The following is a 23,999-nucleotide window of genomic DNA, read 5'->3' on the forward strand; positions in this document are numbered from 1 at the left end:
TGCTGCCGGTAGGGTTGCTTGACGCGCGGACAGCTGCAATTCCGGCCGCGTGGCGATACCTGTCCGCTAGCCGGAAAACCTTGTCCGGCAACGGTTTCCGGACTTCATTGAGTCTCCTCGGGAGGCTGTCCGGCTCCGCACTCTAGGGTTTCCACCAACTTGAATGGCGTTGTTTTATAGCATTCAATAAAACCTAAGTTACAAAGGTAAATAAACAAAATAACCGGTTGGATGAGAACACTTGTGTAGGAGTCGTGATGGCTGAGTCATCTGTTGGTCAGGGCGTCAAAGCGGACGCCGAAGCGGACGCAGAAGCGCACCGCCGCTTCAGGAATGCGTTGGCGATGTTTGCAACAGGCGTTGCCGTGATTACCGCGCCGCGCGAAGAAGGGCTGCCGGTCGGCATCACGGTGGCGTCGTTCAACTCGGTATCGCTGGACCCGCCGCTGGTGCTGTTCTCGGTGGACCGCCGCTGCCTGAGCCTGGGCGACCTGCGCAGCGCGCGGCGCTATGCCGTCAACGTGCTGGCCGAGGCGCAGCAGGATATCTCGAACCGCTTCGCCAGGGCCAATTCCGGCAAGTGGGAAGGCATCGGTTTCAGCAAGCGCAACGAGGACAGCCACGTGCTGCTGCCGGACGCGCTGGCCACCTTCGAGTGCGAGCCCTATGCCATGCACGACGGCGGCGACCACGTGATCTTTATCGGGCGGGTGGTCCGTCACCAGGCCCGCCAGGACGGCCGGCCCCTCATCTTCTTTGGCGGCAAGTACCGGGCACTGGAAGACAGCCCGGCCGCCGCCTGAATCCACAAGAACAGACAGTCAGCACAGGAGAACGACATGATCAAGACCGGTAATCAGCACATTGTCATGCTGCGCGATGGGCGTGAGGTGTACCTGGACGGCAAGCGGGTGACGGATGTCACCAGCCACCCGGCCTTCCGCAACTCGATCCGCAGCTACGCCAACCTCTACGACTTCCAGGCGCAGCCCGGCAATGTCGACAAGATGACCTTCCAGCCAGCGGGCACCGACCGGCGCGTCAGCCGGATCTGGGAGCTGCCGACCAGCTACAACGAGCTGGTCGAACGCCGCCAGATGCTGGAAGCCTGGACCGAGCTGCACTACGGCTTCATGGGCCGCTCGCCCGACCACGTGGCCTCTTGCATCTCGGGCATGTACATGGGCATCGATGTCTTCGAGCAGGCCGATCCGGCACGTGCCGGCGCGCTGCGCGACTACTACCGCTATGCCCGCGACAATGACCTGTTCCTCACCTATGTGATCGTCAACCCGCAGGCCAACCAGTCCAAGTCCGCGCACGAGCAGGAAGACAAGTACCTGGCCGTGGGCATCGTCGACCAGGACGCGGAAGGCATCACCGTGCGCGGCGCCAAGATGCTGGCCACCAGCGGCATCATGGCCAACGAGGTCTTCTGCAGCTGCATCCAGCCGCTGCGCGAGGGCGACGAGATGTATGCGCTGTCCTTCGCGGTGCCGATGAACACCAAGGGGCTGAAGGTGATGTCGCGCAAGTCGTATGAAGCTAATGCCACCTCGGTGTTCGACAACCCGCTGGCCAGCCGCTTTGACGAGAACGACGCGGTGCTCTATTTCGACGACGTCAAGGTGCCGTGGGAGCGCATCTTCGTCGCGGGCGACGTGGGCTTGTGCGCCAGGCAATTCCACGCCACGCCGGCGCACGTCTACCAGAACTACCAGTGCCAGGTGCGGCTGATGGTGAAGCTGCGCTTCCTGGTGGGCCTGGCGCACCGCATCACCGAGATCAACGGCACCAGCAGCTTCCCGCAGGTCAGGGAAATGCTGGGCCAGCTGGCCGCAGAGGCGGGCATGGTCGAGGCCTGGGTCTACGGGATGGAAGCCAAGGGCCAGGTCGGCAAGCACGGCTACTTCGTGCCGGACCGCAGCATGCTGTACGGCTCGCAGGTGGTGACCCAGCAGCTCTACGGCAAGGTGCTGGCCACGCTGCGCGAGCTGGCCGGCGGCGGCATGATCATGCTGCCGTCGAGCATCGAGGATTTCGCCAATCCGTCCCTCGCCGGGATCATCGCCAAGACGCAGAAGTCGCCGGTGTGCAGCCCGGAAGAGCGCGTCAAGTTCTTCAAACTCGCCTGGGACGCGGTCGGCTCCGAGTTTGCGTCGCGCCACAACCAGTACGAGATGTTCTATGCCGGCGCCACCTTCGTCACCAAGGGCCATGCCTATCGCACCTACGACTGGCAGAACGCATCCGGCCTGGTCGACAACATGCTCGGCAGCTATTCCCTCGAAAGCGAACTGGCCAAGCTGCCGCAGGCCGCCTGACTTCCCGCACCTTTCCCAATTCCCGCATCGAACACGGAGATCGACATGGCAATCACCAAACTTCACGACGAGTTCCACACCCTGGACCTGGAGTCCGGCTGGGAGGTCCCCCACGGCTATCCGTCGGGCATCCAGCAGAAGATCCTGTCCGGCTCGCTGGACGAGAACGGCCGCAGCGGCAGCCGTACGCGCCTGCTGCGCTTCCAGCCCGGCGTGTTCACCACCTCGCCCTTCGTGCATGAGTACTGGGAAGAGGTCTACCTGCTCAGCGGCGACCTGACTGTCGGCAACGACGCCAATGGCAAGGGCGGCGAAGCCTTCGTCCCCAACACCTACGCCTGCCGCCCGCCCGGCGCCTTCCACGGCCCGTTCAAGTCCGACGGCGGCTGCATGCTGCTGGAGATCCACTACTACGACCCGGCCTGATCATGGAAGCGACCATCGCAACCGCGCAGCGCCAGCTTGCCGCGGGCAGTGCCAACGCGCTGTCCTTGCTGGCGTCATGCGTCGAACGTATCTGCAATCCCGGCAGCGAAGGCGCTCGCGTATTCCCGCATGGCGTGAGCATGGCGGCGCGCAAGCAGGCCCAGGCCAGCGACATGCTGCGCGAGCAAGGCGTGGTCGGGCCGCTGGCGGGCGTGCCGGTATCCGTCAAGGACCTGTTCGACGTGCAGGGCGACGTGACCCGCGCCGGCGCACGTGTGCTGCCGGAGCGTGCGGCCAGTGCCGACGCGCCGGCCATCGCGCGCTTGCGTGCGGCGGGGGCGGTGTTTGTCGGACGCACCAATATGACCGAGTTCGCCTACTCGGGCGTCGGCATCAATCCGCACTACGGCACCCCACGCAATCCCTACGACCGGCAAGCCGGCCGCATTCCGGGCGGCTCGTCGTCAGGCGCTGCGGTGTCGGTGACCGACGGCATGGCCCTGGCGGCGATCGGCTCGGACACCGGCGGTTCGTGCCGGATCCCGGCGGCATTGTGCGGCATCGCTGGCTTCAAGCCCACGGCGCGGCGCGTGCCGCTGCAGGGCACGGTGCCGCTGTCGCCCAGCTATGACTCGGTGGGCTGCCTGGCCAACACCGTGGCGTGCTGCGCCGCCATTGATGCCGTGATGGCAGGCGAGGCGCCGCCCGCGGGGCCGGCGCCGCTGGCCGGGCTGCGCCTGGCGGTGCCCAGCGGGCTGGTGCTGGAAGGCATGTCGGACGAGGTGGCCGAGGTCTTCAGCCGCACGCTGCGCCGGCTGTCCGCGGCGGGCGCGCTGCTGCAGGACGTGAGCTTCGACAGCTGGGACCAGCTGGCCGGCATCGGCGCGAACGGCGGCCTGGTCGCAGCGGAAGCCAGTGCCTGGCACGGCAGCTTGCTGGCTGAGCAGGCCGATCGCTATGACCCGCGCGTGCTGTCGCGCATCCGGCTGGCTGACGGGCAGCGTGCCGCCGACTACCTGCGCATGCTGCAGCGCAGGGGCGAGCTGTGCCGGCAGGCCGATGCCGAGCTGGCGGGCTTCGACGCCGTGGTCCTGCCCACCGTGCCGGTCGTGGCGCCGCGCATCGCGAACCTGGACGACGACGAAGCCTTCTTCAGCACCAACCGGCTGCTGCTGCGCAACCCGGCCATCGCCAACATGCTCGACCTGTGCGCGCTGTCGGTCCCGTGCCATCGCCTGGGCGACGCACCGGTGGGACTGATGCTGTTCGGGCGCCACCTGTCCGACCGCAGGCTGCTGGCCATCGGCATGGGCATCGAGGCGGCATTGAGGCACGAGCGGGGCTGAGCCCCCGCAGCACTACAGAAGTACCCATAACTACAGTGGAGACAACAATGCCTGATATCCGTACCGGCGCCGCCGTACTGGCCTGCGCCACCCTGTTCGCGGCGACTGCTTCCGCAGTCGACCCGGCCCCCATCAGCGACGGCGTGGTCAAGATCGGTGTGCTGACCGACATGTCGTCGATCTTCTCCGACATCGGCGGCAAGGGCTCGGTGGTGGCCGCGCAGATGGCCGTGGACGATTTCGGCGGCAAGGTGCTGGGCGCCCCCATCCAGGTGGTCAGCGCCGACCATCAGAACAAGACCGACGTCGCCGCCACGCTGGCGCGCGGCTGGCTCGACAACCAGAAGGTCGACGTGATCCAGGACGCGCTGCCGTCCTCGGTCGCGCTGGCCGTGTCCAACCTGGGAAAGCTCAAGCACAAGATCGTCATCGCCAGCGGTGCCGGCACCACGCGCCTGAGCAATGAAGACTGCTCGCCCTACACCATCCAGTATTCGTACGATACGTACGCCTTTGCCGCCAACACGGTCAAGACGCTGGCCCGGCGCGGCGACAACAGCTGGTACTTCCTGACGGTCGACTACGCCCTGGGCGCGTCGCTGGAGAAGGACGGCACCGAGGCGCTGTCCAGTGTCGGCGGCACCCTGAAGGGCAAGGCCAGGCATCCGATCAACTCCGCCGACCTGTCGTCCTACCTGCTGCAGGGACAGTCCTCGGGCGCAAAGGTGATCGGGCTGGCCAACGCAGGCGCCGACACGGTCAATGCGATCAAGACCGCTGCCGACTTCGGCATCAACACCGCGGGCAAGCAGAAACTGGCCGGGCTGCACATGTTTATCAGCGACATCCACAGCCTGGGGCTGCAAGCCGCGCAGGGCATGACGCTGACGACATCGTTCTACTGGGATCGCGACGACGCCACGCGCGCCTGGTCGCAGCGCTTCTTCGAGAAGACCGGACGCATGCCAACGCTTGTGCATGCCGGCGTGTACTCGTCGACCACTCACTATCTGAAAGCGATCCAGGCCGCGCGCACCGACGACAGCGATGCCGTGCTGGCGCGCATGCGAGAGACCCCGGTCAATGACTTCTTCGCGAAGAACGGCACGATCCGCGCCGATGGCCTGATGGTGCACGACATGTACCTGGTCGAAGTGAAGCGGCCGCAGGAGTCGAAGCGGCCGTGGGACTACTACAAGATCAAGACCGTGATCCCCGCGAGCGAGGCGTTCCGCCCGCTCAGCGCCAGCGCCTGCCCGCTGGTCAGGAAGTAAGCCCATATCCCTCACCGAGGTCGGCATTCCAGCCGGCGCTCCACCCCATTGCAGAGAGCAACCGATCATGAAGACCCTTACCTTTGAACTCGACAGCCGCCAGGGCAAGTCGCAACGCACCGTCACCATCCACCAGCTCATCGTGGCGGGCTGGACCGGCCGCGACGTCGAAGCCATGGAAGCCCACATCCGGGAACTGGAAGAACTGGGCGTCAAGCGCCCGCCCTATACCCCGGTGTTCTACCGTGTGGCTGCGCAACGCCTGGGGCCGGCCCCGGAGATCCAGGTCAGCGGCGAGGCCAGCAGCGGCGAAGCCGAGTTCCTGCTGGTCCGGGACGGCGATGACATCCTGGTGGGCATTGCCTCGGACCATACCGACCGCGAAGCCGAGACCTACGGCATCACCGTGTCCAAGCAGATGTGCGAGAAGCCCTGTGCATCGGCCTTGTGGCGCCTTTCCGAGGTGGAAGGCCACTGGGACCAACTGGTGCTGCGCTCCTACGCCACCATCGACGGCGAGCGCGTGCTGTACCAGGAAGGCCCGGTGACCGCCATGCGCTCCCCGGCGGACCTGCTGCAGCGCTTCTGCGGCCATGGCGGCGAGTTCGGGGAAGGCTCTGCGATGCTGTGCGGAACACTGCCCGCGATCGGCGGCATCCGCCCGGCCGAGCGCTTCGAGATCGAGCTGGAAGACCCGGCGCTGGGGCGCACGCTGCGCCACGCCTACGCGGTCGCTGCGCTGCCCGTGGCGGGCTGAGCATGCCGCGCCATCCCCACTGCCACGGCAGCGCCACGGAGTCACGGCCATGCACCACGACCTGATACTAGAGACCCGCAACCTCGGCAAGGCCTTCCGCGGCTTTACCGCGGTGAGCGACGTCAACCTGCGGGTACGCCGCGGGTCGATCCATGCCTTGATCGGGCCCAACGGCGCCGGCAAGACGACTTGCTTCAACCTGCTCACCAAGTTCCTGGAGCCGACCACCGGCACCATCCTTTTCAACGGCATCGACATCACCCGTGAAAAGCCCGCGCAGATCGCGCGGCGCGGCGTGATCCGTTCGTTCCAGATCTCGGCGGTATTTCCGCACCTGACGGTGATGGAGAACGTGCGCATCGGGCTGCAGCGGCAGCTCGGCACGGCGTACCAGTTCTGGCGCAGCGAGCGCTCGCTGGACGTGCTCAATGACCGCGCCATGGAGCTGCTCGAACAGGTCGGCCTGACCGAGTTCGCGCAGACGCTGACGGTGAACCTTCCATACGGCCGCAAGCGCGCGCTGGAGATTGCCACCACGCTGGCAATGGAGCCCGAGCTGATGCTGCTCGACGAACCCACGCAGGGCATGGGCCACGAAGACGTGGACCGCGTCACGCAGCTGATCAAGAAGGTTTCGGCGGGCCGCACCATCCTGATGGTGGAGCACAACATGAGCGTGGTCTCGTCGATCGCCGACAAGATCACCGTGCTGCAGCGTGGCGCGATCCTGGCCGAAGGGCCGTATGCGGAAGTCTCGAAGGATCCGCGCGTGATGGAGGCCTACATGGGCACCGTCGACGCGGACCTGCAGGGCGCGCACTGAGACGGGAGACCAATGAGATGACGACATCCAACACACCCGCGCTCGAGATCAGGGACCTGCACGCCTGGTACGGCGAATCGCACATCCTGCATGGCGTTGACCTCACCGTGAACCGCGGCGAAGTGGTCACGCTGCTGGGCCGCAACGGCGCTGGCCGCACCACCACGCTGCGCGCGATCATGGGACTGACCGGCACGCGCAAGGGCTCGATCAAGGTCAATGGCCACGAGACCATCAGCCTGCCCACGCACAAGATCGCGCACTACGGCATTGGCTATTGCCCCGAAGAACGGGCGATCTTCTCCAGCCTCTCATGCGAAGAGAACCTGATGCTGCCGCCGGTGCTGAAGGGCGCCGACACCAGCAAGGGCATGAGCGAGACCGATATCTACGAGATGTTCCCGAACCTGAAGGAGCGCCGCCAGAGCCAGGGCACGCGTCTTTCCGGCGGCGAGCAGCAGATGCTGGCGGTCGGGCGCATCCTGCGCACCGGCGCCAACCTGCTGCTGCTCGATGAAATCTCGGAAGGATTGGCACCGGTGATCGTGCAGGCGCTTGCGCGCATGATCCTGATGCTCAAGCAGAAGGGGTACACGGTGGTGATGGTGGAGCAGAATTTCCGCTTTGCCGCGCCGCTGGCGGACCGCTTCTACGTGATGGAGCACGGCAGCATCGTCGAGCGCTTCGCGGCCAATGAGCTGCAGGCCAAGATGCCGGTGCTGCACGAACTGCTGGGCGTATAAGGAGCGACTCATGAATCTGTTTGAAATCCCGCTCCCGGCGCTGCTGTCGCAGCTGTTGCTCGGGCTCGTCAACGGCGCCTTCTACGCCATGCTGAGCCTGGGCCTGGCGGTGATCTTCGGGCTGCTGAGCGTCATCAACTTCGCGCACGGTGCGCTCTTCATGCTGGGCGCGGTGCTGGCGTGGGCCGGCATGACCTATGCGGGGCTCAGCTACTGGGCGATGCTGCTGCTGTCGCCGCTGGTGGTGGCCGCGCTGGGCGTGGTGATCGAGAAGACCATGCTGCGCTGGATCTACAAGCTCGACCATATCTACGGCCTGCTGCTGACGCTGGGCATTACGCTGGTGGTCGAAGGCATCTTCCGCTCGGTTTATGGCGTGTCCGGGCTGCCCTATGGACCGCCCGAGGCGCTGCAGGGCGCCTCCGACCTCGGCTTCATGCGCTTGCCCAATTACCGCGTGTGGGTGGTTGGGGCATCGCTGGCGGTCTGCCTGTCGACGTGGTACGTGATCGAGAAGACCAGGCTGGGCGCCTACCTGCGCGCTGGCACCGAGAACGCCAAGGTGGTCGAGGCGTTCGGCGTCAACGTGCCGCGGATGGTGACGCTGACCTATGGCTTCGGCGTGGCGCTGGCCGCGTTTGCCGGGGTGCTGGCCGCGCCGGTCATGCAGGTATCGCCGCTGATGGGCCAGAACCTAATCATCGTCGTGTTCGCGGTGGTGGTGATCGGCGGCATGGGCTCGATCATGGGTGCGATCCTGACCGGCTTGGGGCTGGGCGTGATCGAAGGGCTGGCCAAGGTGTTGTACCCGGAAGCATCTTCCACCGTTGTCTTCGTCATCATGGTGGTGGTGCTGTTGTTGCGCCCGGCAGGGCTGTTCGGAAAGGAGAAGTGATGAGCGGACAATCTATCGCCGCAATCGGCGTACGGCAGCAGCAGGTGGCGGGGCGCCTGCCAAAGCAGGTGATATACGGCGTGGTGCTGGCGTGCCTGCTGGCCGCGCCACTGGCCGGTGCGTATCCGGTGTTCGTGCTCAAGGTGCTGTGCTTCGCGCTGTTTGCGTGCGCCTTCAACCTGCTGATCGGCTATACCGGGCTGCTGTCGTTCGGCCATGCGGCCTTCTTCGGCGGCGCTGGCTATGCCGCCGGCCATGCCTTGAAGGTCTGGGGCGTGACCCCGGAAATCGGCCTGATCCTGGGCACCGCTGCGGGCGCGCTGATCGGCTACGTGGTGGGCTCGCTGGCCATCCGCCGGCAGGGCATCTACTTCTCGATGATCACGCTGGCGCTGGCGCAGATGCTGTTCTTTATCTGCCTGCAAGCGCCGTTCACCGGCGGCGAGGACGGCCTGCAGGGCATCCCGCGCGGCAAGCTGTTCGGGGTGCTGCCGCTGTCGGACGACCTGACGCTGTACTACGTGGCGCTGGCGATCATCGTGGCCGCCTTTGCGCTGATCGTGCGCACGGTGCATTCGCCGTTCGGGCAGATCCTGAAGGCGATCAAGGAGAACGAGCCGCGCGCGGTGTCGCTTGGCTATGACGTCGACCACTTCAAGCTGACCGCCTTCGTGCTGTCGGCGGCGCTGTCGGGGCTGGCCGGCTCGGTCAAGGCACTGGTGCTGGGCTTCGAGACGCTCAGCGACGTGCACTGGTCGATGTCCGGCATGGTGATCTTGATGACGCTGCTGGGGGGCCTCGGCACGCTCACCGGGCCGATTATCGGCGCGTTTGTTGTGATCGCGCTGGAGAACAAGCTTGGCGAACTGGGCGGCTACCTTGCGGCGGTGACGGGCATCGACTGGTTCAACGGGTTCGGTGAATCGGTGTCGATGGTGACGGGCATCATCTTCATCGTGTGCGTGCTGACTTTCCGCAAGGGGATTGTGGGGAGTTTGGGGCGCGGACCCGAATGAGGCGAAACCCGTCCATGCCCCTAGTTCTCTCCCCTCTCCCCTAAATGGGAGAGGGGGGAAAACATCTGCAAGTTCAGGCTCAGGCCTTGGCCAATGCCAGCGACGCACCCGGCGCGACTGCCAGCTTCGCGCCGAGATGCTGGTAGACAATCCCCGCCACCATATCCGCAGTCACCGCCGACAAGGTCCACCCCAGGTGCCCGTGCCCGGTGTTGTAGAAGATGCATGCCGTCCGCCCGCGCCCCACACGCGGCAGCATATCCGGCATCATCGGCCGCAGCCCGGCCCAAGGCACCACGCTGCGCGTGCTGACGCCGGGGAAGCACTGCTGCACCCATTCCACCAGCGGGCGGATGCGGTCGGCGCGGATATCGCGGTTGTAGCCATTGAACTCGGCAGTGCCGGCCACGCGGAAGCGGTCGTCGCCCAGGCGGCTGGTGACCAGCTTGGTTTCGTCGTCGAGCAGGCTCACCACCGGTGCCGCGGCGCGGCTGGCTTCATCGGTCAGGTTGACCGTGATCGAATAGCCCTTGACCGGATAGATGTTGACGCGGTCGCCCAGCCCCGCAGCCAGTGCGCGGCTGGCGGTGCCGGCGCAGATCACGGCGCCGTCGAAGGTGGAGCTGGCCGTGTCGGCGCCGTCCTGAACGGTCACGGTGGCGCGCCTGCCGTCGGTCTTCACCGCCCGCACGTCCTGGCCGTACAGGCAGCGCACGCCTAGCCGATCGATGGCCGCGGCCAGGCCGCTGGTGAACTTGTGGATGTCGCCGGTGGAATCGCTCTCGGTGAAATAGCCGCCATAGTAGGACCCGGCCAGCGTCGGCTCGATCGCGCGCATCTCCTCGGGCGTCACGGCGCGGCGCTCCAGCCCGCCCTGCGCCAGCAGCGCTGAGACCCGGCCGGCATGGTCGAAGCCGGCCTTGTCGCGGTAGATATGGAGGATGCCTTCCTTCTTCAGGTCGAAATCGATGCCTTCCTGCGCCGCCCAGTCGAACAGGTGCTCACGCGCGGCGATGGCCAGGCGCGCGGTCTCGATGGTGTTACGGCGGTAGTGGGGGATCGCGGCGATGAACTCGGCGAACCAGGACAGCTTGTGCCAGCTGGGCCGGGGATTGAGTAGCAGCGGGGCGTCGTTGCGCAGCATCCATTTCATGCCCTTGACGATGGTCGACCAGTGGGTCCAGACCTCGGCGTTGGAGGCCGACAACTGGCCGCCGTTGGCGAACGAGGTCTCCATGGCGGCATAGCGGTGCCGCTCGAACAGCGTGACGGAGAATCCGCGCCGGGCCAGCGCGTAGGCCGTGGTGACACCCGTGATGCCACCGCCGATGACAGCGATTGATTTCATGATCTGCAGGTTCCAGGAACGTCGATGGTGGGAGCCCGGACGCAATATGCGTGGCGGACGCCCCCTCTGTTCTGGACCTGAGAGATTCACGACACCCGGCCGCCAGGGCGGGGTACGCTTGCTCCTTCGGTATGCCGGCGGACGATAGCGTCCGGCATTCTTCAGAGTGCACTGACTGGTGATGCCGGTCCTTTTGCCTGAGAGTTTCCGGGGCGGTTGCTCCTTCGGCGCTGTGCGCGGCGGGCGCCGCGATAGTCTCTCCCTGCATCACATTGGCTTGACGCCAATCGGGGCAATGTAGTGACAAGGTCCGACGTTGGATATGCGGGTTAACACTTAGGCGGCCTGCCGCCCGCGTCGCTATGTCGCATCGGCCTGCGTCCCCATGCCCCATAAAATGTCAGCGCTCGCTCTCGGGGAGAAGCGCCGTATGCTGCGCTCAGGTGGAGTGAGCCAAAAAAAAAGACGACAACAAGGCTTTCCAGTGAAGATAAATCGCATTGCACTGGCCGTTTCGGCGGTACTGATGGGCCCCGCCGTCGCCGCCGCCCAGGTGGTGGACGCGCTCGAGCCGCTGCAGGAGGTGGTGGTCTCGGCCAAGTCGGAGCGCGGCGAGACGCCGGCCATACCGCCCAACACGCCCTCGCCGGCCTACGGCATCAGCAGCCGCCGCATGGCCGACTTCAATGTGGTGAACACGGAAGACGCCCTCAAATACGCGCCCAACCTCGCCGTACGCAAGCGCTTCATCGGCGATATGAACTCGATCATCTCGGTGCGCAGCACCAGTTCGCGCCAGTCGGCGCGGGGGCTGGTCTATGCGGACGGCCTGCTGCTGTCCAACCTGCTGGGATCGGACTTCAGCTTCCCGCCGCGCTGGTCGCTGGTCAACAGCGCTGAGATCGAGCGCATGGGTGTGCTGTACGGCCCGTATTCGGCGCTGTATCCCGGCAACTCGCTGGGTGCGACGGTGCTGATCACCACGCGCACGCCGGAGAAGTTCGAGGGCGATGCCAGCGTGCAGCTGTTCACGCAGCGCTTCAGCCTGTACGGCACGCACGACAACTTCAACGGGGTCCACGCCAACGCCTATGTGGGCGACCGCGTCGGCCCGTTCTCGTGGCTGGTCAGCGTGGACCGGCAGGACAGCAAGAGCCAGCCGCTGAGCTTCTATACCGCGGCGCGCTCCACGGCCCGTGCCACTTCCGCCGACAAGCCGGTCACCGGCGCCCACTTCGACCAGGACCAGACCGGCCGCGACCGCGTGGTGATGGGCGTGAACAGCGAGGGCGTCACGCATACCGTGCAGGACCAGCTCAAGCTCAAGCTTGGCTACGACATCACCAATACCCTGCAGGCGCAGTTCACTGCCGCCTACTGGCAACAGGACCGCTCCAGCGCCACGGGCAGCTACCTGCGCGATGCCAGTGGCAACGTGGTGTCGAACGGTCCAGTGAATATCGGCGGCTACGAGTATGTGATTCCCGCCAACGCCTTTGCCCCGAGCAATGGCGAGGACGCGCGCTGGCTCTATGGCCTGTCGCTGCGCACGCGCAACGAGACCGGCTGGAATTTCTCGGGCGTGGCGTCGCTGTTCGACGTCAGCAAGGACATCAGCCGCAGCGCCAACACCGTTGGCAGCGGGCCGGGCACGGTGACCTATGGCGACGGCACCGGCTGGCGCACGCTCGACCTGAAGGCCGACTACCGCCCGCAGCAGCTGCAGGGCGGGCACTGGGTCACGTTCGGCTATCACTACGACAACTACCGGCTGAGCAACACCACCTACAACACCTCGGACTGGCAGGCGGCCACCATCACCGCCTTCAACAACGCCTTTGCCGGCAAGACCGAGACCCAGGCGCTGTATGCGCAGGACGCCTGGTACTTTGCCGAGGACTGGAAGCTGATCCCCGGCTTGCGCTACGAACACTGGCGTGCCTATGACGGCAGCCGCAGCCAGCCCGGCGCGGATATCGGCTACCCGGTGCGCAGCGAATCCAACTGGTCGCCCAAGCTGGCGCTGGAGAAGGCCTTCGGGCAGGACTGGCTGGGCCGGTTGTCGCTGGGCCAGGCCTATCGCTACCCGACTGTCAGCGAGCTGTTCCAGGGCCGCATCACCGGGACCGCGCTGATCAACATCGATCCCAACCTGCGGCCAGAGCGGTCGTTCTCGAAGGACTTGACCTTCGAGCGCACGTTGGATTCGTCGTACTTCCGGGTCTCGGTGTATGAGGACGATATCCGCGATGCCCTGGTCAGCCAGACCAACACCACGGTATTCCCGACTGTCACCAGTTTCCAGAACGTCGACCGCGTGCGCACCCGCGGCATCGAGCTGGCCTATGACGCGCGCGATGTGTTCGTCAGCGGCTTTGACCTGTCGGCCAGCGGGGCCTACAACCATTCGAAGACGCTTGAGAACGCCAACAACCCGGCCTCGGTGGGCAAGTACTTCTACCGCATCCCCAAGTGGCGGGCCAACCTGATGGGAACCTATCGCATCACGCCGGCCTGGGCCGGCACGCTGGCCATGACCTATTCGGGGCGGCAGTACAATACGCTCGACAATTCCGACGTCAATCCCGACACCTTCGGCGGCACCAGCAGCTTCCTGACCTTTGACGTCAAGGTGACGTACAGGCCCGCGAAGAACGTGCGCCTCGGGCTTGGCATCGACAACCTCACCGACCAGCGCTACTACGTCTACCACCCGTATCCGGGCCGGACGTTCTACGCCGAGGCGAAACTTTCCTTCTGAGCACGTGAACAGGCTGACCACACCCATGCAAGGCGTTTGCCCCAGTTTCCGTCTGATCGTTGCCGGGCTGATGGCCGGCGCCGCGCTGGCCGCGACCGCGCAAACGCACGGCGATCACGCCGGCCACGGCAGCCAGGCCAAGACCGCGAAGATGAGCGAGCTGGGCACCGGCGCGGCCTTCGATCGCGAGGGCAAGCTGTGGGTCGCCTACAAGGACGGCCCTTACGTCGCGGTACGTGCATCGACCGACTACGGCCGCAGCTTCGGGCCGGCGCAGCATGTCAACAGCGTGCCGGAGCAGGTTGCCGCCGATCACGAAAGCCGGCCCAAGGTGGCCGCGGGGCGCGACGGCGAGATCTACGTCACCTGGACCCAGCCGCTGCCCAAGCCGTGGACCGGCTTTATCCGCTTTGCGCGCTCCACCGATGGCGGCAAGTCCTTTGCCGAACCGCTGACGGTGCATGCCAACCGCGACCAGATCGCACACCGCTTCGACGCCATCGCGGTGGACAACGCCGGGCGCGTCTTCGTCAGCTGGATCGACAAGCGCGACGTGGTTGCCGCCGAGGCGCGCAAGCAGCCGTACGCCGGCGCCGCGGTCTACTACGCGGTCTCGGCCGACCAGGGCAAGACCTTCCAGGCCGACTACAAGATCGCCGACCAGTCGTGCGAATGCTGCCGCATCGCGCTGTCGCCCACGCCTGACGGCAAGATGCTGGCGCTGTGGCGCCATGTATTCCCGCCCAACGCGCGCGACCACGCGCTGGCGCTGCTGGGCACCGACGGCAGGGCCACGCCGATGCAGCGCGCCACCTTCGACGACTGGCGCATCGACGCCTGCCCGCACCACGGCCCCGGCGCTTCGGTGGCGCCCGATGGCACGGTGCATATGGTCTGGTTCAACGTGCGCGAAGGCAAGCCCACGGTCTCGGTGGGGCGCTGGAAGGACGGCAAGCTGCTGGCACAGCGCCCGCTGGACGACCCGCGCGCGCAGCATGCCGATATCGTCGCGCTGAAGGACAACGAGATCGCGGTGACCTGGAAATCGTTCGACGGCCAGCAGACACGCCTGTCGGCGATGTTGTCGCAAGACGGCGGCAAGACCTGGCAGACGCGCAAGCTTGCCGGCACGGAGCGCGACTCGGACCAGCCGCACTTGCTGCAGCATGCGGGCCGCGCCTACGTGCTGTGGCGTACCGAGGCCGAGGGCTTCCAGGTGTTCCCGCTGGGCAAGGAGGGCGCATGATGCCATCCCGCCGCAAGCTGCTCGCCGCTGCCGTCCTGACCCTGGCGATGACTGCCGCCAATGCCGGCAGTGCGCCGGCCGAGCGCGTCGCCGTGTTCGCATCGGCCAGCGCCACCCAGCTGGCAGCCAGCCAGCAGGGCAAGCCCTTTGTGCTGGTGGTGTGGTCGCTCGACTGCGTCTATTGCAAGCGCAACTTCGACGCCATCGGCAAGCTGCGCGCGCAGCACCGGGACCTGCGCGTCGTCACGCTGGCGACGGACAACCCCGACGCGCTGCCACAGGTGCAGCAACTGCTCCAGCGCGTCAGGCTGACGCGCAACGCGTGGGTGTTCGGGCACGAGCCGCAGGAGCGGTTGCGCTATGCGGTCGATCCGGACTGGATGGGCGAGATGCCGCGCACCTACTTCTATCGCGCCGATGGCCAGCGGCAGGGCGTGTCCGGCGTGATCAGCGACGCCGACTGGGGCAAGCACCTGCGCTGGGCCGGCATCGCCGGCTGAGGCTGCGCCGGGAGCGGCTGCCCGTTCAATCCGGCTTGATCCCCGCGCGCGCAATGATCGGCTTCCAACGCTGCTGTTCCTGCGCGATAAAGCGCGAGAACTCCGCCGGCGTGTCGCCCACCACAATCGCCGCATCCGCGCTCAGGCGCTCGACCGACGACTTGCTCTTCACAGCTTTCACGGTGGCGTCCGCCAGCTTGTCGGCGGCCGCCTGGGGCAGAGACGCCGGTGCCAGCAGGCCATACCATTGCGTCATTTCGAAGCCGGGATAGCCTTGTTCGGCAACCGTCGGCACGTCAGGCAGCTGGGGAATGCGCTGGGTCGTGCCGGTGGCGATGCAGCGCAACTTGCCGGCCTTGATGAACTGGATGATCGCCGGTGCGCCGACGGCGGCCGCGTCCAGCCGCCCCGACAGCAGGTCGGTGATCTGCGGGCCGCTGCCGCGATACGGCACATGGGTGATGAAGGTGCCGGTCGCGGCCTTCAGGTATTCAAAGGCCAGGTGGCCGGCGCTGCCGTTGCCGGCCGAACCGTAGTTCAGCTTGCCGGGTTTGCTCTTGGCTAGCGCCACGAACTCCTTCAGGTTCTTCGCGGGCACGTCGGGGTGGACCACATACAGGCTCGGCACCTTCGACAGCAGCGAGATCGCGCGGAAATCCTTGATGGGGTCGTAGGGCAGCTTCGGGAAGATAAACGGATTGACCGCCAGCGTGCCGATATGGCCGAGGATCAGCGTGTGGTTGTCATCGGCGCGCGCGACTTCGCCCATCGCGATATTGCCGGCCGCGCCGGGCTTGTTCTCGACGAAGACTGACACGCCAAGCAGCTTGGTCAGCTCCGCCGCGGTGGAGCGCGCCACGATCTCCGAGCTGCCGCCCGGCGCGAACGGCACCACCAGCCGGATCGGCTTGGCCGGCCAGGCCTGGGCACGCGCCAGCGTTGGCGCCAGCGCGCACGCGCCCAGCGCGGCGGTGGTCTTGAGCAGATGGCGGCGAAGGGGATTGATCGAGGTCATGTTTTTCTCCTGAAGGTTCTGTAGCTGGGCCGTGGTGGGGCAGGGGCGGTGCTGGCGGGTGCTATTCGGGCTTGATGTTGCCGTCCCGGATGACCTTGGCCCATAGCCGGGTCTGCCCGTCGATGAATTGCCGTGCCTGTGCTGGCGGCGCAGCCACGACCTCGCCGCCCAGCTCGGCCACGCGTTGCCGGATCTCGGGGCTGGTCATGACTTTCTGCAGGGCGTCAGCGAGCTTCGCTGCGATCGGGTCCGGCGTTGCGGCGGGCAGGAAAGCCGCGTTCCATTCATAGACCTCGTAGCTCGCCACGCCGGCTTCCTGCATGGTGGGCACGGACGGCAATGCCTGGGTGCGGGCATGGCTGGTCACTGCCAGCGGCTTGAGCTTGCCGGCCTTGATGTGCTGCAGGCTCGACGCCACGTTGGCAAAGAACAGCGGCACCTGGCCGGCGATGACATCGGTCATGGCGGGGCCGCCGCCCTTGTAGGGCACATGCAGTAGGTCGACTCCCGCGCGCTGCTCGAACAGCACGCCCGCCAGATGCTGCGCCGAGCCATTGCCCGAGGACGCAAAGGCGACCGAGCCTGGCTTTTGCCTGGCCATGGCCATGACGTCGCTGACCTTGCTGGCAGGGAAGCTCGCCGTGGCCACCAGCACATTGGGATAGCGCGCCAGCACGCCGACCGGCCGGAAGGCCTTGTCCGGATCGTAGGGCAGGCGCGGATAGAGGCTGGGATTCACCGCATACGAGGAGGCATCGACCATCATCGTGTAGCCGTCCGGCGCCGCCTTGGCGACATAGGCTGCACCGATCTGCCCACCGGCACCCGGGCGGTTCTCGACGATCACGGTCTGGCCCAGCTCGCGCCCGAGACCCGGGGCGATCAGCCGTGCCATCAGGTCCGCGCCGCCGCCCGGCGGATACGTCACCACGATCGTGATGGGGCGTGCCGGCCAGGCCGCGGCGGTGTCGGCGGCCTGCACCAGCGTGGTGGTGGTGATCATGGCAGCGATCGTGGCGGCGATCGCGTGGCGTGCGTGCATGGGTCTGTCTCCTCGGGTGCGGTCCGTCAGCGGACGTCCGCGGTATAGCGAAAGGCAAAGGCGTCGCCCCGCGTCAGCCGGTATTCGATGCAGCTGCCGCCCAGGTCGAAGGCATGCCGGGTCACGACCGCGCACGGGTGCGCATCCGGCAAGTCCAGCAAGGCGGCCTCGTCTGCTGCTAGCGTGCGGAAGGTCACTTCATCAACGGCGCGATGGACCGTAATGCCGCAGGCGCTGCCCAGCAGCGGGTAGAGCAGGTCGCCCCATTGCACCGGCGGGAGTTGCTGCAGGGCCTCGCAGCGCGGCAGCGGCAGCCAGATCGATTCCAGCAGCCGGGGCGTGTCATCCAGCCAGCGGCGGCGTGAAATTGCCAGCCCGCGTGCACCCGTCGGCAGCCCGAAGCGGGTTGCCATGGCCTTGTCCAGGCGCACGGCGCGGCACGACAGGATTTCCGAGCGCGGCACCGCCGGCGCGCCATCGGCGCCGCCGAAGCGGAAAAACCGCATCAGGCTGGCCCCGCTCAGTCCCTTGCGCACGAAGGTGCCCTTGCCCTGCACGCGCTCCAGCAGGCCCTGCTGGACCAGCACGGCGATGGCCTGCCGGATGGTGCCCAGCGCGATGCCGAACTCCTTGGCCAGCGCGCCTTCCGCAGGAATGGCGCTGCCGGGCGCCCACGCGCCCGAAACGATCCTTGCCTGCAGTTCCGCCGCAATCTGGCCGTAGCGGCTCAGGCCCGCGGCGGTGGTTGTAGTCTGGAGCAGCGCGTTGTCTGGCATGCCGAACCCGTGCTAAATTGATGTCAATGCCGATGTCCTCTAGAGGACTAGAATACTGACGCGGGTTCGGATGCCATATCCGGATATACCCGCGCCACTGAGCCGCGCCACGGAGGGACTGACTGATGAGCAAGCGCGCATTGCCGCTGGTGGATACCCACTTCCACGTCTTCGATGCCGGAGTGGCCGCGCCATCGGCCCGCTACCGGCCGCCCTATGCCGCCGACCTGAAGGGCTGGCACGTCCGGCTTGCAGAACTCGGAGAGCTGTATGGGGTAGTGGTGCAGCCCAGCTTTCTCGGCACCGACAATGCGGCGCTGCTGGCCGCGCTGCAGGCCATGCCCGGGCGCTTGCGCGGCGTCGCGGTGGTCGACCCGGAAGTGACGGACCAGGAACTGGCCACATTGCACGGCGCCGGCGTGCGGGGCATCCGCCTGAACCTGTATGGCGATCCGGACTGGCAGCGCATTGCCACCGCGCCGTGGCGCGGGCTGTTCTCCCGGATCGCCGGGCTGGGCTGGCATGTCGAACTCCATACCAGCAACGGCGATGGCGCCATGGTGCTGGCGCAGCTTGACGCGGCCCTTGGCGATGCCGGCGCGCCGGTCGTGCTTGACCACTTTGGCCGGCCCGGCCCCGCAGGAACCGCGGATGCGATCTTCGACGTGGCCACTGCCGTGCGCGCGCGCCGCCAGGTCTGGGTGAAGATCAGCGCGCCGTACCGGCTTGCATCCCCTCAGGACTGGCACGGGCTTGCGCAGCGATGGCGCGAAGTCGTGGGCGATGACCGCTTGCTGTGGGGCAGCGACTGGCCATGGACCAATCACGAGGCGCCGGCTCGGGTCGACGAGTGCCGGATGCTTGCCGCATGGCCGGGACAAGGGGCGTCCGGTGACAGCGAGGAGGCCGGCGCGGCCTTGTCCGCTGCGCTCCGGTGGCGCAACGCCGCAGCGTTGTACGGGTTTGCGGTGAAGGGATAGCGGGCGACTTGCGCCGCCGGCGTCAGTCCAGCGCGAGCACCCCGGGAATCGCCTCCACCAGCAAATCGATCGTCACCCTCAGCTTGTGCGGCAGGAAACGGGTGCGCGGCCACACCAGGTGCAGCGGGGTCCGGATGACGGAGGCTTGCGGCAGTACGCGCACCAGCGTGCCCTGGTCCAGCGGCTGCCGCACCAGCCACAACGGGACATTGACCAGGCCCGCGCCACGTATGGCTGCGGCGGCGATGGTGTCGATATCGTCAAAGCCGAGACGGTGCGCCAGTTCCGGCCGCGCGATATTGCCGTCGGGACCGGCAAGTGACCAGGGCACGGACTCGCCGCCATGCATGTAGACGAGGCAGCGGTGCGAGGCCAGGTCGGCAATGCTGGCCGGCGTGCCATGCTTGCGCAGGTACCCGGGCGCGGCGCAGAGCACCATCGCCTGCATGCCCAGCGGACGTGCCACCAGCATGTCGCTGTCCGGCAGGCGTCCGCTGCGGATGGCCAGGTCGATGCCGTCGTCAGCAAAGTCGACCAGCCGGTCGGTGAAATTCCCTTCCAGCCGCAACTCCGGATGACGGTCCGCCAGCTCCAGCAGCAGCGGCGCCACATGGTGGCGGCCGAACACCACCGGGGCGCTCACGCGAACCCGGCCGGCCGCTTCCCTGCGCCCGGCTTCGAGCATGAGCTGGGCGGCATCCAGGTCTTCCAGCGCCTGGGCACAGCGTTCATAAAAGGCCTGGCCGTCGTCGGTCAGCGCCAGGCTGCGCGTGGTGCGCACGAACAGGCGCGTGCCGACGCGTGCCTCAAGCCGGGCGATGGCCTTGCCGATGGCCGAGCGCGTCAGCCCCAGGCGCGCCGCGGCCTGGGCAAAGCTGCCGGCCTCCGCGGCGGCCACGAAGGCGGAGATCCCGGCCAGCCGGTCATGGGTAATTGGTTCCATAGGATCTACATGGGAAGGACATCGATTGCCCAATGGATCTGTCAGGGAATCAGTATAGTGGGTTCACCGTTTTCAACAGACCGGAGTACCCCATGACGTCCTCCATGCAACGCTGGCAACTGTCCGCTTTCGGCCGCAACAACCTGCGTCGCGTCGACGCGCCCATTCCCGTGCCCGGTCCCGGCGAGGTGCTCGTGCGGGTCCATGCAGTGGCCCTGAACTACCGCGACCTGCTGATCATCCAGGACGGCATGGGCATGCCCGTGCAGCCGCCGCTGGTTCCCGGGTCGGACATGCGCGGCGAGGTGGTGGCGATTGGCGAAGGTGTAGCCGACTTTGCCCCTGGCGACGCCGTGATCAGCACCTTCTTCACCGGCTGGCTCGATGGCGTTCAGCCGCGCCGCAGCATGCCGCTGGGCGTGCCTGGTCCCGGCATGCTTTCGGAGTACGTGGTGCTGGCAGAAGATTCGCTGATGTCGGCCCCGCGCACGCTCGACGCCGCGCAGGCCAGCACCCTGACCTGCGCCGGCCTGACGGCCTGGCAAGCCCTGGCCGAGGCCACGGTGACGCGGCCCGGCGACACCGTCGTGGTGATCGGCACCGGCGGCGTGGCCCTGTTTGCCGTGCAGATCGCCCGCGCACAGGGTGCGCGCGTGATCGTGGTGTCCGGCAGCGACGACAAGCTGGCGCGCGTGCAGGAGCTGGGCGCGGCGCATGGCGTCCATCGCGGCCGCACCGCTGACTGGCCGGCTGCCGTGCGCGAGCTGACCGGCGGCCGCGGTGCCGACCATATGCTGGAACTGGCTGGCGGAGACAACTTCGGCCGGTCGCTGGCCGCGCTGGCGCAGGGCGGCCGGATCTCGGTGATCGGCAACCTTCAGGGCGATGAGCTGCGCGCCAGCGTCTATCCGGTGCTGCATGGCCGCGTGACCGTGCAGGGGATCGGCGTGTCGCACCGGCGCGCGCTGCAGGACCTGGTGCGTGCCGTGGACTGGCTGGGGCTGCGCCCGGTGATCGAGCGCGAGTATGACTTCGGGGACTTGCCCGCGGCGCTCGACCACCTGGAACGCGGGGCCTTCGGCAAGGTGGTGGTGCGGCTGCGCTGAGGCGCGGGCCGGACTGCTATTTGCGAGCCTTGCCGCGCGCGCTCTTTTTGGCCGCGGCGGCGCGCGCCGCTTCTTTCTCGGCCGCCGCCGCTGCGCCCAACTGCTCCAGCCAGGACATGCCCTCGACATAGGACAGGAAATGCCGCAGGTATTCCGGCGAGGTCTCGCGCATCAGCGACAGCGAACGATGCACGAGATGGTCGGTATTGAGCGGCCCGGCATTCTCCGGCACGCGTTCCAGCGACAGGCGGAAGTGCTGCTCGACGCTGACCCTGGCCCAGGTTTCGCGGAAGTAGTCGGCCAGGGCATCGACCAGCGGCGCGTTGGACTGGGGGGCGTGTGCCGGCACCGGCGCGGGCGACCGTGCATCGTTCGAGGCGACCGCGACGGCGGGCCTGGCGCGCGCGGTGATGTCGTGCACGAGTGCGCCAAGCGCGCTGGCTGTCGGGCTGGACGTTGGCGTGGACGGCGCGCCACCATCGGCAATATCGCTATCGTTGCCTGTGTACCGCTGCACGATGGCTGCATACGCGGCGGCCAGACCTCGCAGGCGCTCATCCAGCAAGCCCCGCACCGCGCCACTGTGTCCGGCGCAGCGACGGGCCAGCGCCTCCATCAGGCGGAAGCGCACGGGATCGGCCTGGTCGGCGCCGCTGGCCTGCCAGGCGTCCAGTTGCGCGCGGATATCGGCTGCCACGTCGAGGCTAGCCATGCGGCTTCACCGTGCCCGCGGTCACGCGCGGCACCGGCGAGATCTCCACGCGCCGGTTCTTCGCGCGGCCCTCGGCATCGGCATTCGGTGTCACAGGCTGCTGCGAACCGAAGGCGGCCGAGAACACCGAGGTGGGCGGGATGCCGGCATCGATCAGGGTGCGGGTCACGGTCAGCGCGCGCTGCGCCGACAGCTCCCAGTTGTCGGCAAAGCGGCGATTGCCTTCGCGCACCTGCTGGTCGTCGGTAAAGCCGCTCACCATCAGGATCTCGTCGCGGCTGCGCAGGTAGGCTGACAACGGTTGCGCCAGGCTTTTCAGCAGATCGCGGCCGTCAGGTTGCAGCTGGTCTGAGTTGAGCGCAAACAGCACGTTGCCGCTGATGCCGATGCGCCCGTTCACCAGCGTCACGCGGCCGGCCGCCAGCGGCCCCGCCAGCGCCTTTTCCAGCGTCTCGCGGCGCTGTGCTTCCTCCTGCCGCTGCTTCACCTCGGCTTCCAGCCTGGCCGACAGTTCCATCTGCACGCCGATGACCCCCAGCAGGACCAGCACGAACGCGCCCAGCAGGACCGACATCAGGTCGCCAAAGACCGCCCACGCGGGAACGGTCGGCTCAACGCCGGCGTCAAGGTCCTCTCTCATGCCGCCTCTGCGCTGGGCGCTTGCTGGCCGGCGCGCTGCTGCAGGTCCTCAAGGATCTGCTTTTGCGACAGCATGCTCAGGTCGACGACTTCGCGCGCCTGCGCCACGTAGTAGGCCAGTTGCTCGTCGCTGCGCGTCATCGACTTGTCCAGCGCGACCTCGATGCGCTGCAGGTGGTCGATCAGCTTGCCGTTGGATTCGCTGAACAGCTGCACCGCCACGCCAAAGGCCTCGCCCAGGCTCGCGACTTCGACCGCGCTGCCGGTGACCTGCGCGGCGATGTCGGTGAGCTTGCCGGTTTCGGATTCGACCTTGTCGGTAAAGCGCGTGCCGACGCGGTCCAGCAGGTCCGCCGTGGTGGCGACCAGGGTGTCGACCACGCTGCGCTGCTCAGTGGAGGCATGATTCACGGCATCGAGCAGCGTGCCCAGCGTTTCCAGCATGCGGCTGCGTTCTTCCAGCATGGCGTTGTCGCGCGCCATGCCGTCGGTGAGCTTCTCGCGCAGTTCCGCGATGACCTCCGCGGCGGCCTTGGGCGCTTCGGATGCGGCCTGCATCAGGTGGGCAACTTCGGCGATGGTGCCGGTGGCCTGGGCCTGCGCCTGGGCTGCCATGTCGCGCGCGGTGACGGCCAGCGTCTCGCAGATTTCCTGCTGGCGGCTGACGGTGTGTGCGCTGGCCTGTTCCCATTCCTGGCGCAGCGATGCGGCCATGGTGCCGAGCGTATCGGTCCAGGCAGCCATGCGTTGCGCGTCCTGCGATGCCAGTTCCGCCTGCAATGTGGTGGCGGCCTTGGGTGCCTCGGCCGCGGCTTGCACCAGGCGGTCGATTTCGGCGAGGGTGGTGCTGGCATGCGCCTGCGTCTCGGTCGAGATCGCGCGCGCGGTCTGCGCCAGCGCCTCGCAGATCTCCTGCTGGCGGGTGGCGGCGTGCGTGCTGGCCTGTTCCCACTGCTGGCGCAGCGTGGCGGCGATGGTGCCGAGCGTATCGGTCCAGCTGGCAAAGCGCTGTTCATCGCGCGCAGCCAGCTCGGCCTGCAGCGCAACGGCCGCCTTCGGGGCGTCCGCTGCAGCCTGCACCAGACGGTCGATCTCAGCGAGGGTGCGACTGGCATGCGCCTGGGTCTGGGTCGAGATGTCGCGCACGCTCTGCGCCAGCGTCGTGCTGATCTCGTCCTGGCGGCTTACCGTATGCGCGTTCAGCTGTTCCCACTCCTGGCGCAACGCGGCCGTCATAGTGCCGAGCGTATCGGTCCAGGCGGCGAAGCGCTGTGCATCGCGCGAAGCCAGTTCCGCCTGCAGCGCGACGGCCGCCTTCGGCGCGTCC

General features: G+C 67.1%; 22 protein-coding genes, 1 pseudogene and 2 riboswitches. Of the genes and pseudogenes, 15 read left to right on the forward strand and 8 right to left on the reverse strand.

Annotated elements, in window-relative coordinates:
• The first annotated feature begins 257 nt into the window (after positions 1 to 257).
• The 10 genes from AC3WL8_RS22470 to AC3WL8_RS22515 all read left to right on the forward strand — a co-directional run bounded on the left by AC3WL8_RS22470 (position 258) and on the right by AC3WL8_RS22515 (position 9,604).
• Complete coding sequence (locus AC3WL8_RS22470; protein WP_013952145.1) at positions 258 to 803, forward strand: flavin reductase family protein; 546 nt, start codon at positions 258 to 260, stop codon at positions 801 to 803.
• 36 nt (positions 804 to 839) lie between these two features.
• A complete protein-coding gene (locus AC3WL8_RS22475; RefSeq protein ID WP_013952146.1) occupies positions 840 to 2,324 on the forward strand; it encodes a 4-hydroxyphenylacetate 3-hydroxylase family protein in 1,485 nt (494 codons plus the stop codon).
• A 45-nt stretch (positions 2,325 to 2,369) separates the two neighbouring features.
• Positions 2,370 to 2,750: a cupin domain-containing protein gene (locus AC3WL8_RS22480; RefSeq protein WP_010812510.1), complete on the forward strand. Its 381-nt coding sequence runs from the start codon at positions 2,370 to 2,372 to the stop codon at positions 2,748 to 2,750.
• A gap of 2 nt (positions 2,751 to 2,752) precedes the next feature.
• Positions 2,753 to 4,096, forward strand: coding sequence for an amidase (locus tag AC3WL8_RS22485; protein ID WP_211979656.1), 1,344 nt, complete (start codon positions 2,753 to 2,755; stop codon positions 4,094 to 4,096).
• 47 nt (positions 4,097 to 4,143) lie between these two features.
• On the forward strand, positions 4,144 to 5,370 hold the full coding sequence (locus tag AC3WL8_RS22490; protein ID WP_211979657.1) for an ABC transporter substrate-binding protein: 1,227 nt from the start codon (positions 4,144 to 4,146) through the stop codon (positions 5,368 to 5,370).
• A 67-nt stretch (positions 5,371 to 5,437) separates the two neighbouring features.
• The gene (locus AC3WL8_RS22495; protein ID WP_211979658.1) at positions 5,438 to 6,127 is read left to right on the forward strand and encodes a DUF2848 domain-containing protein; all 690 of its coding nucleotides are present in this window, start codon (positions 5,438 to 5,440) and stop codon (positions 6,125 to 6,127) included.
• Between the two features lie 49 nt (positions 6,128 to 6,176).
• Positions 6,177 to 6,950, forward strand: coding sequence for an ABC transporter ATP-binding protein (locus AC3WL8_RS22500; RefSeq protein WP_492378878.1), 774 nt, complete (start codon positions 6,177 to 6,179; stop codon positions 6,948 to 6,950).
• A 17-nt stretch (positions 6,951 to 6,967) separates the two neighbouring features.
• Positions 6,968 to 7,693: an ABC transporter ATP-binding protein gene (locus tag AC3WL8_RS22505; protein WP_013952151.1), complete on the forward strand. Its 726-nt coding sequence runs from the start codon at positions 6,968 to 6,970 to the stop codon at positions 7,691 to 7,693.
• 10 nt (positions 7,694 to 7,703) lie between these two features.
• A complete protein-coding gene (locus AC3WL8_RS22510) occupies positions 7,704 to 8,588 on the forward strand; it encodes a branched-chain amino acid ABC transporter permease (protein WP_013952152.1) in 885 nt (294 codons plus the stop codon).
• Complete coding sequence (locus tag AC3WL8_RS22515) at positions 8,588 to 9,604, forward strand: branched-chain amino acid ABC transporter permease (protein ID WP_211979660.1); 1,017 nt, start codon at positions 8,588 to 8,590, stop codon at positions 9,602 to 9,604. Before AC3WL8_RS22510 ends, AC3WL8_RS22515 begins: the two co-directional genes overlap by 1 nt.
• A 79-nt stretch (positions 9,605 to 9,683) precedes the next feature.
• On the opposite strand, the gene AC3WL8_RS22520 is transcribed toward AC3WL8_RS22515, so the two are convergent.
• A complete protein-coding gene (locus AC3WL8_RS22520) occupies positions 9,684 to 10,997 on the reverse strand; it encodes a D-amino acid dehydrogenase (protein ID WP_330995911.1) in 1,314 nt (437 codons plus the stop codon).
• An 11-nt stretch (positions 10,998 to 11,008) separates the two neighbouring features.
• A riboswitch (glycine riboswitch) is annotated at positions 11,009 to 11,127 on the reverse strand.
• Positions 11,128 to 11,226, reverse strand: a riboswitch (glycine riboswitch).
• A gap of 156 nt (positions 11,227 to 11,382) precedes the next feature.
• Here AC3WL8_RS22520 and AC3WL8_RS22525 point away from each other — a divergent pair.
• From AC3WL8_RS22525 to AC3WL8_RS22535, 3 genes are read left to right on the forward strand one after another with little or no spacing between them, the layout of a single operon-like run.
• Positions 11,383 to 13,713, forward strand: coding sequence for a TonB-dependent receptor (locus AC3WL8_RS22525; RefSeq protein WP_492378879.1), 2,331 nt, complete (start codon positions 11,383 to 11,385; stop codon positions 13,711 to 13,713).
• Positions 13,714 to 13,738: 25 nt separating this feature from the next.
• Positions 13,739 to 14,959, forward strand: coding sequence for a sialidase family protein (locus AC3WL8_RS22530; RefSeq protein ID WP_211979662.1), 1,221 nt, complete (start codon positions 13,739 to 13,741; stop codon positions 14,957 to 14,959).
• The gene (locus AC3WL8_RS22535; protein WP_114136060.1) at positions 14,956 to 15,459 is read left to right on the forward strand and encodes a TlpA family protein disulfide reductase; all 504 of its coding nucleotides are present in this window, start codon (positions 14,956 to 14,958) and stop codon (positions 15,457 to 15,459) included. The genes AC3WL8_RS22530 and AC3WL8_RS22535 overlap by 4 nt, the downstream gene beginning before the upstream one ends.
• A gap of 25 nt (positions 15,460 to 15,484) precedes the next feature.
• Here AC3WL8_RS22535 and AC3WL8_RS22540 read toward each other — a convergent pair whose 3' ends face one another.
• The 3 genes from AC3WL8_RS22540 to AC3WL8_RS22550 form a co-directional block, all read right to left on the reverse strand.
• Positions 15,485 to 16,474, reverse strand: a complete 990-nt coding sequence (locus tag AC3WL8_RS22540) for a Bug family tripartite tricarboxylate transporter substrate binding protein (protein WP_035828322.1) — start codon at positions 16,472 to 16,474, stop codon at positions 15,485 to 15,487.
• A gap of 61 nt (positions 16,475 to 16,535) precedes the next feature.
• Entirely contained in the window at positions 16,536 to 17,516 is a 981-nt protein-coding gene (locus tag AC3WL8_RS22545) for a tripartite tricarboxylate transporter substrate binding protein (protein WP_013952159.1), read from the reverse strand.
• Positions 17,517 to 17,542: 26 nt separating this feature from the next.
• Entirely contained in the window at positions 17,543 to 18,292 is a 750-nt protein-coding gene (locus AC3WL8_RS22550; protein ID WP_035828325.1) for a GntR family transcriptional regulator, read from the reverse strand.
• 125 nt (positions 18,293 to 18,417) lie between these two features.
• On the opposite strand from AC3WL8_RS22550, the gene AC3WL8_RS22555 reads away from it, so the two are divergent.
• Positions 18,418 to 19,272, forward strand: a complete 855-nt coding sequence (locus tag AC3WL8_RS22555; protein WP_211979663.1) for an amidohydrolase family protein — start codon at positions 18,418 to 18,420, stop codon at positions 19,270 to 19,272.
• A 22-nt stretch (positions 19,273 to 19,294) separates the two neighbouring features.
• On the opposite strand, the gene AC3WL8_RS22560 is transcribed toward AC3WL8_RS22555, so the two are convergent.
• Positions 19,295 to 20,215 carry a LysR family transcriptional regulator gene (locus AC3WL8_RS22560; RefSeq protein WP_211979664.1) on the reverse strand — a complete coding sequence of 307 codons (921 nt, stop codon included), beginning with the start codon at positions 20,213 to 20,215 and terminating at the stop codon, positions 19,295 to 19,297.
• A 92-nt stretch (positions 20,216 to 20,307) separates the two neighbouring features.
• Between AC3WL8_RS22560 and AC3WL8_RS22565 the strand changes: the two genes are divergently transcribed.
• A complete protein-coding gene (locus AC3WL8_RS22565; RefSeq protein WP_211979665.1) occupies positions 20,308 to 21,321 on the forward strand; it encodes a zinc-dependent alcohol dehydrogenase family protein in 1,014 nt (337 codons plus the stop codon).
• Positions 21,322 to 21,337: 16 nt separating this feature from the next.
• On the opposite strand, the gene AC3WL8_RS22570 is transcribed toward AC3WL8_RS22565, so the two are convergent.
• From AC3WL8_RS22570 to AC3WL8_RS22580, 3 genes and pseudogenes are all read right to left on the reverse strand, one after another.
• Positions 21,338 to 22,033 carry a DUF2894 domain-containing protein gene (locus AC3WL8_RS22570; protein WP_013952164.1) on the reverse strand — a complete coding sequence of 232 codons (696 nt, stop codon included), beginning with the start codon at positions 22,031 to 22,033 and terminating at the stop codon, positions 21,338 to 21,340.
• Positions 22,026 to 22,673, reverse strand: a complete 648-nt coding sequence (locus tag AC3WL8_RS22575; protein WP_013952165.1) for an OmpA family protein — start codon at positions 22,671 to 22,673, stop codon at positions 22,026 to 22,028. Before AC3WL8_RS22575 ends, AC3WL8_RS22570 begins: the two co-directional genes overlap by 8 nt.
• A pseudogene (locus AC3WL8_RS22580) lies at positions 22,670 to 23,999 on the reverse strand (DUF802 domain-containing protein); the annotation flags it as partial. The gene AC3WL8_RS22575 and the pseudogene AC3WL8_RS22580, both read right to left, overlap by 4 nt.

Source organism: Cupriavidus sp. FW305-F7, from assembly GCF_058782875.1.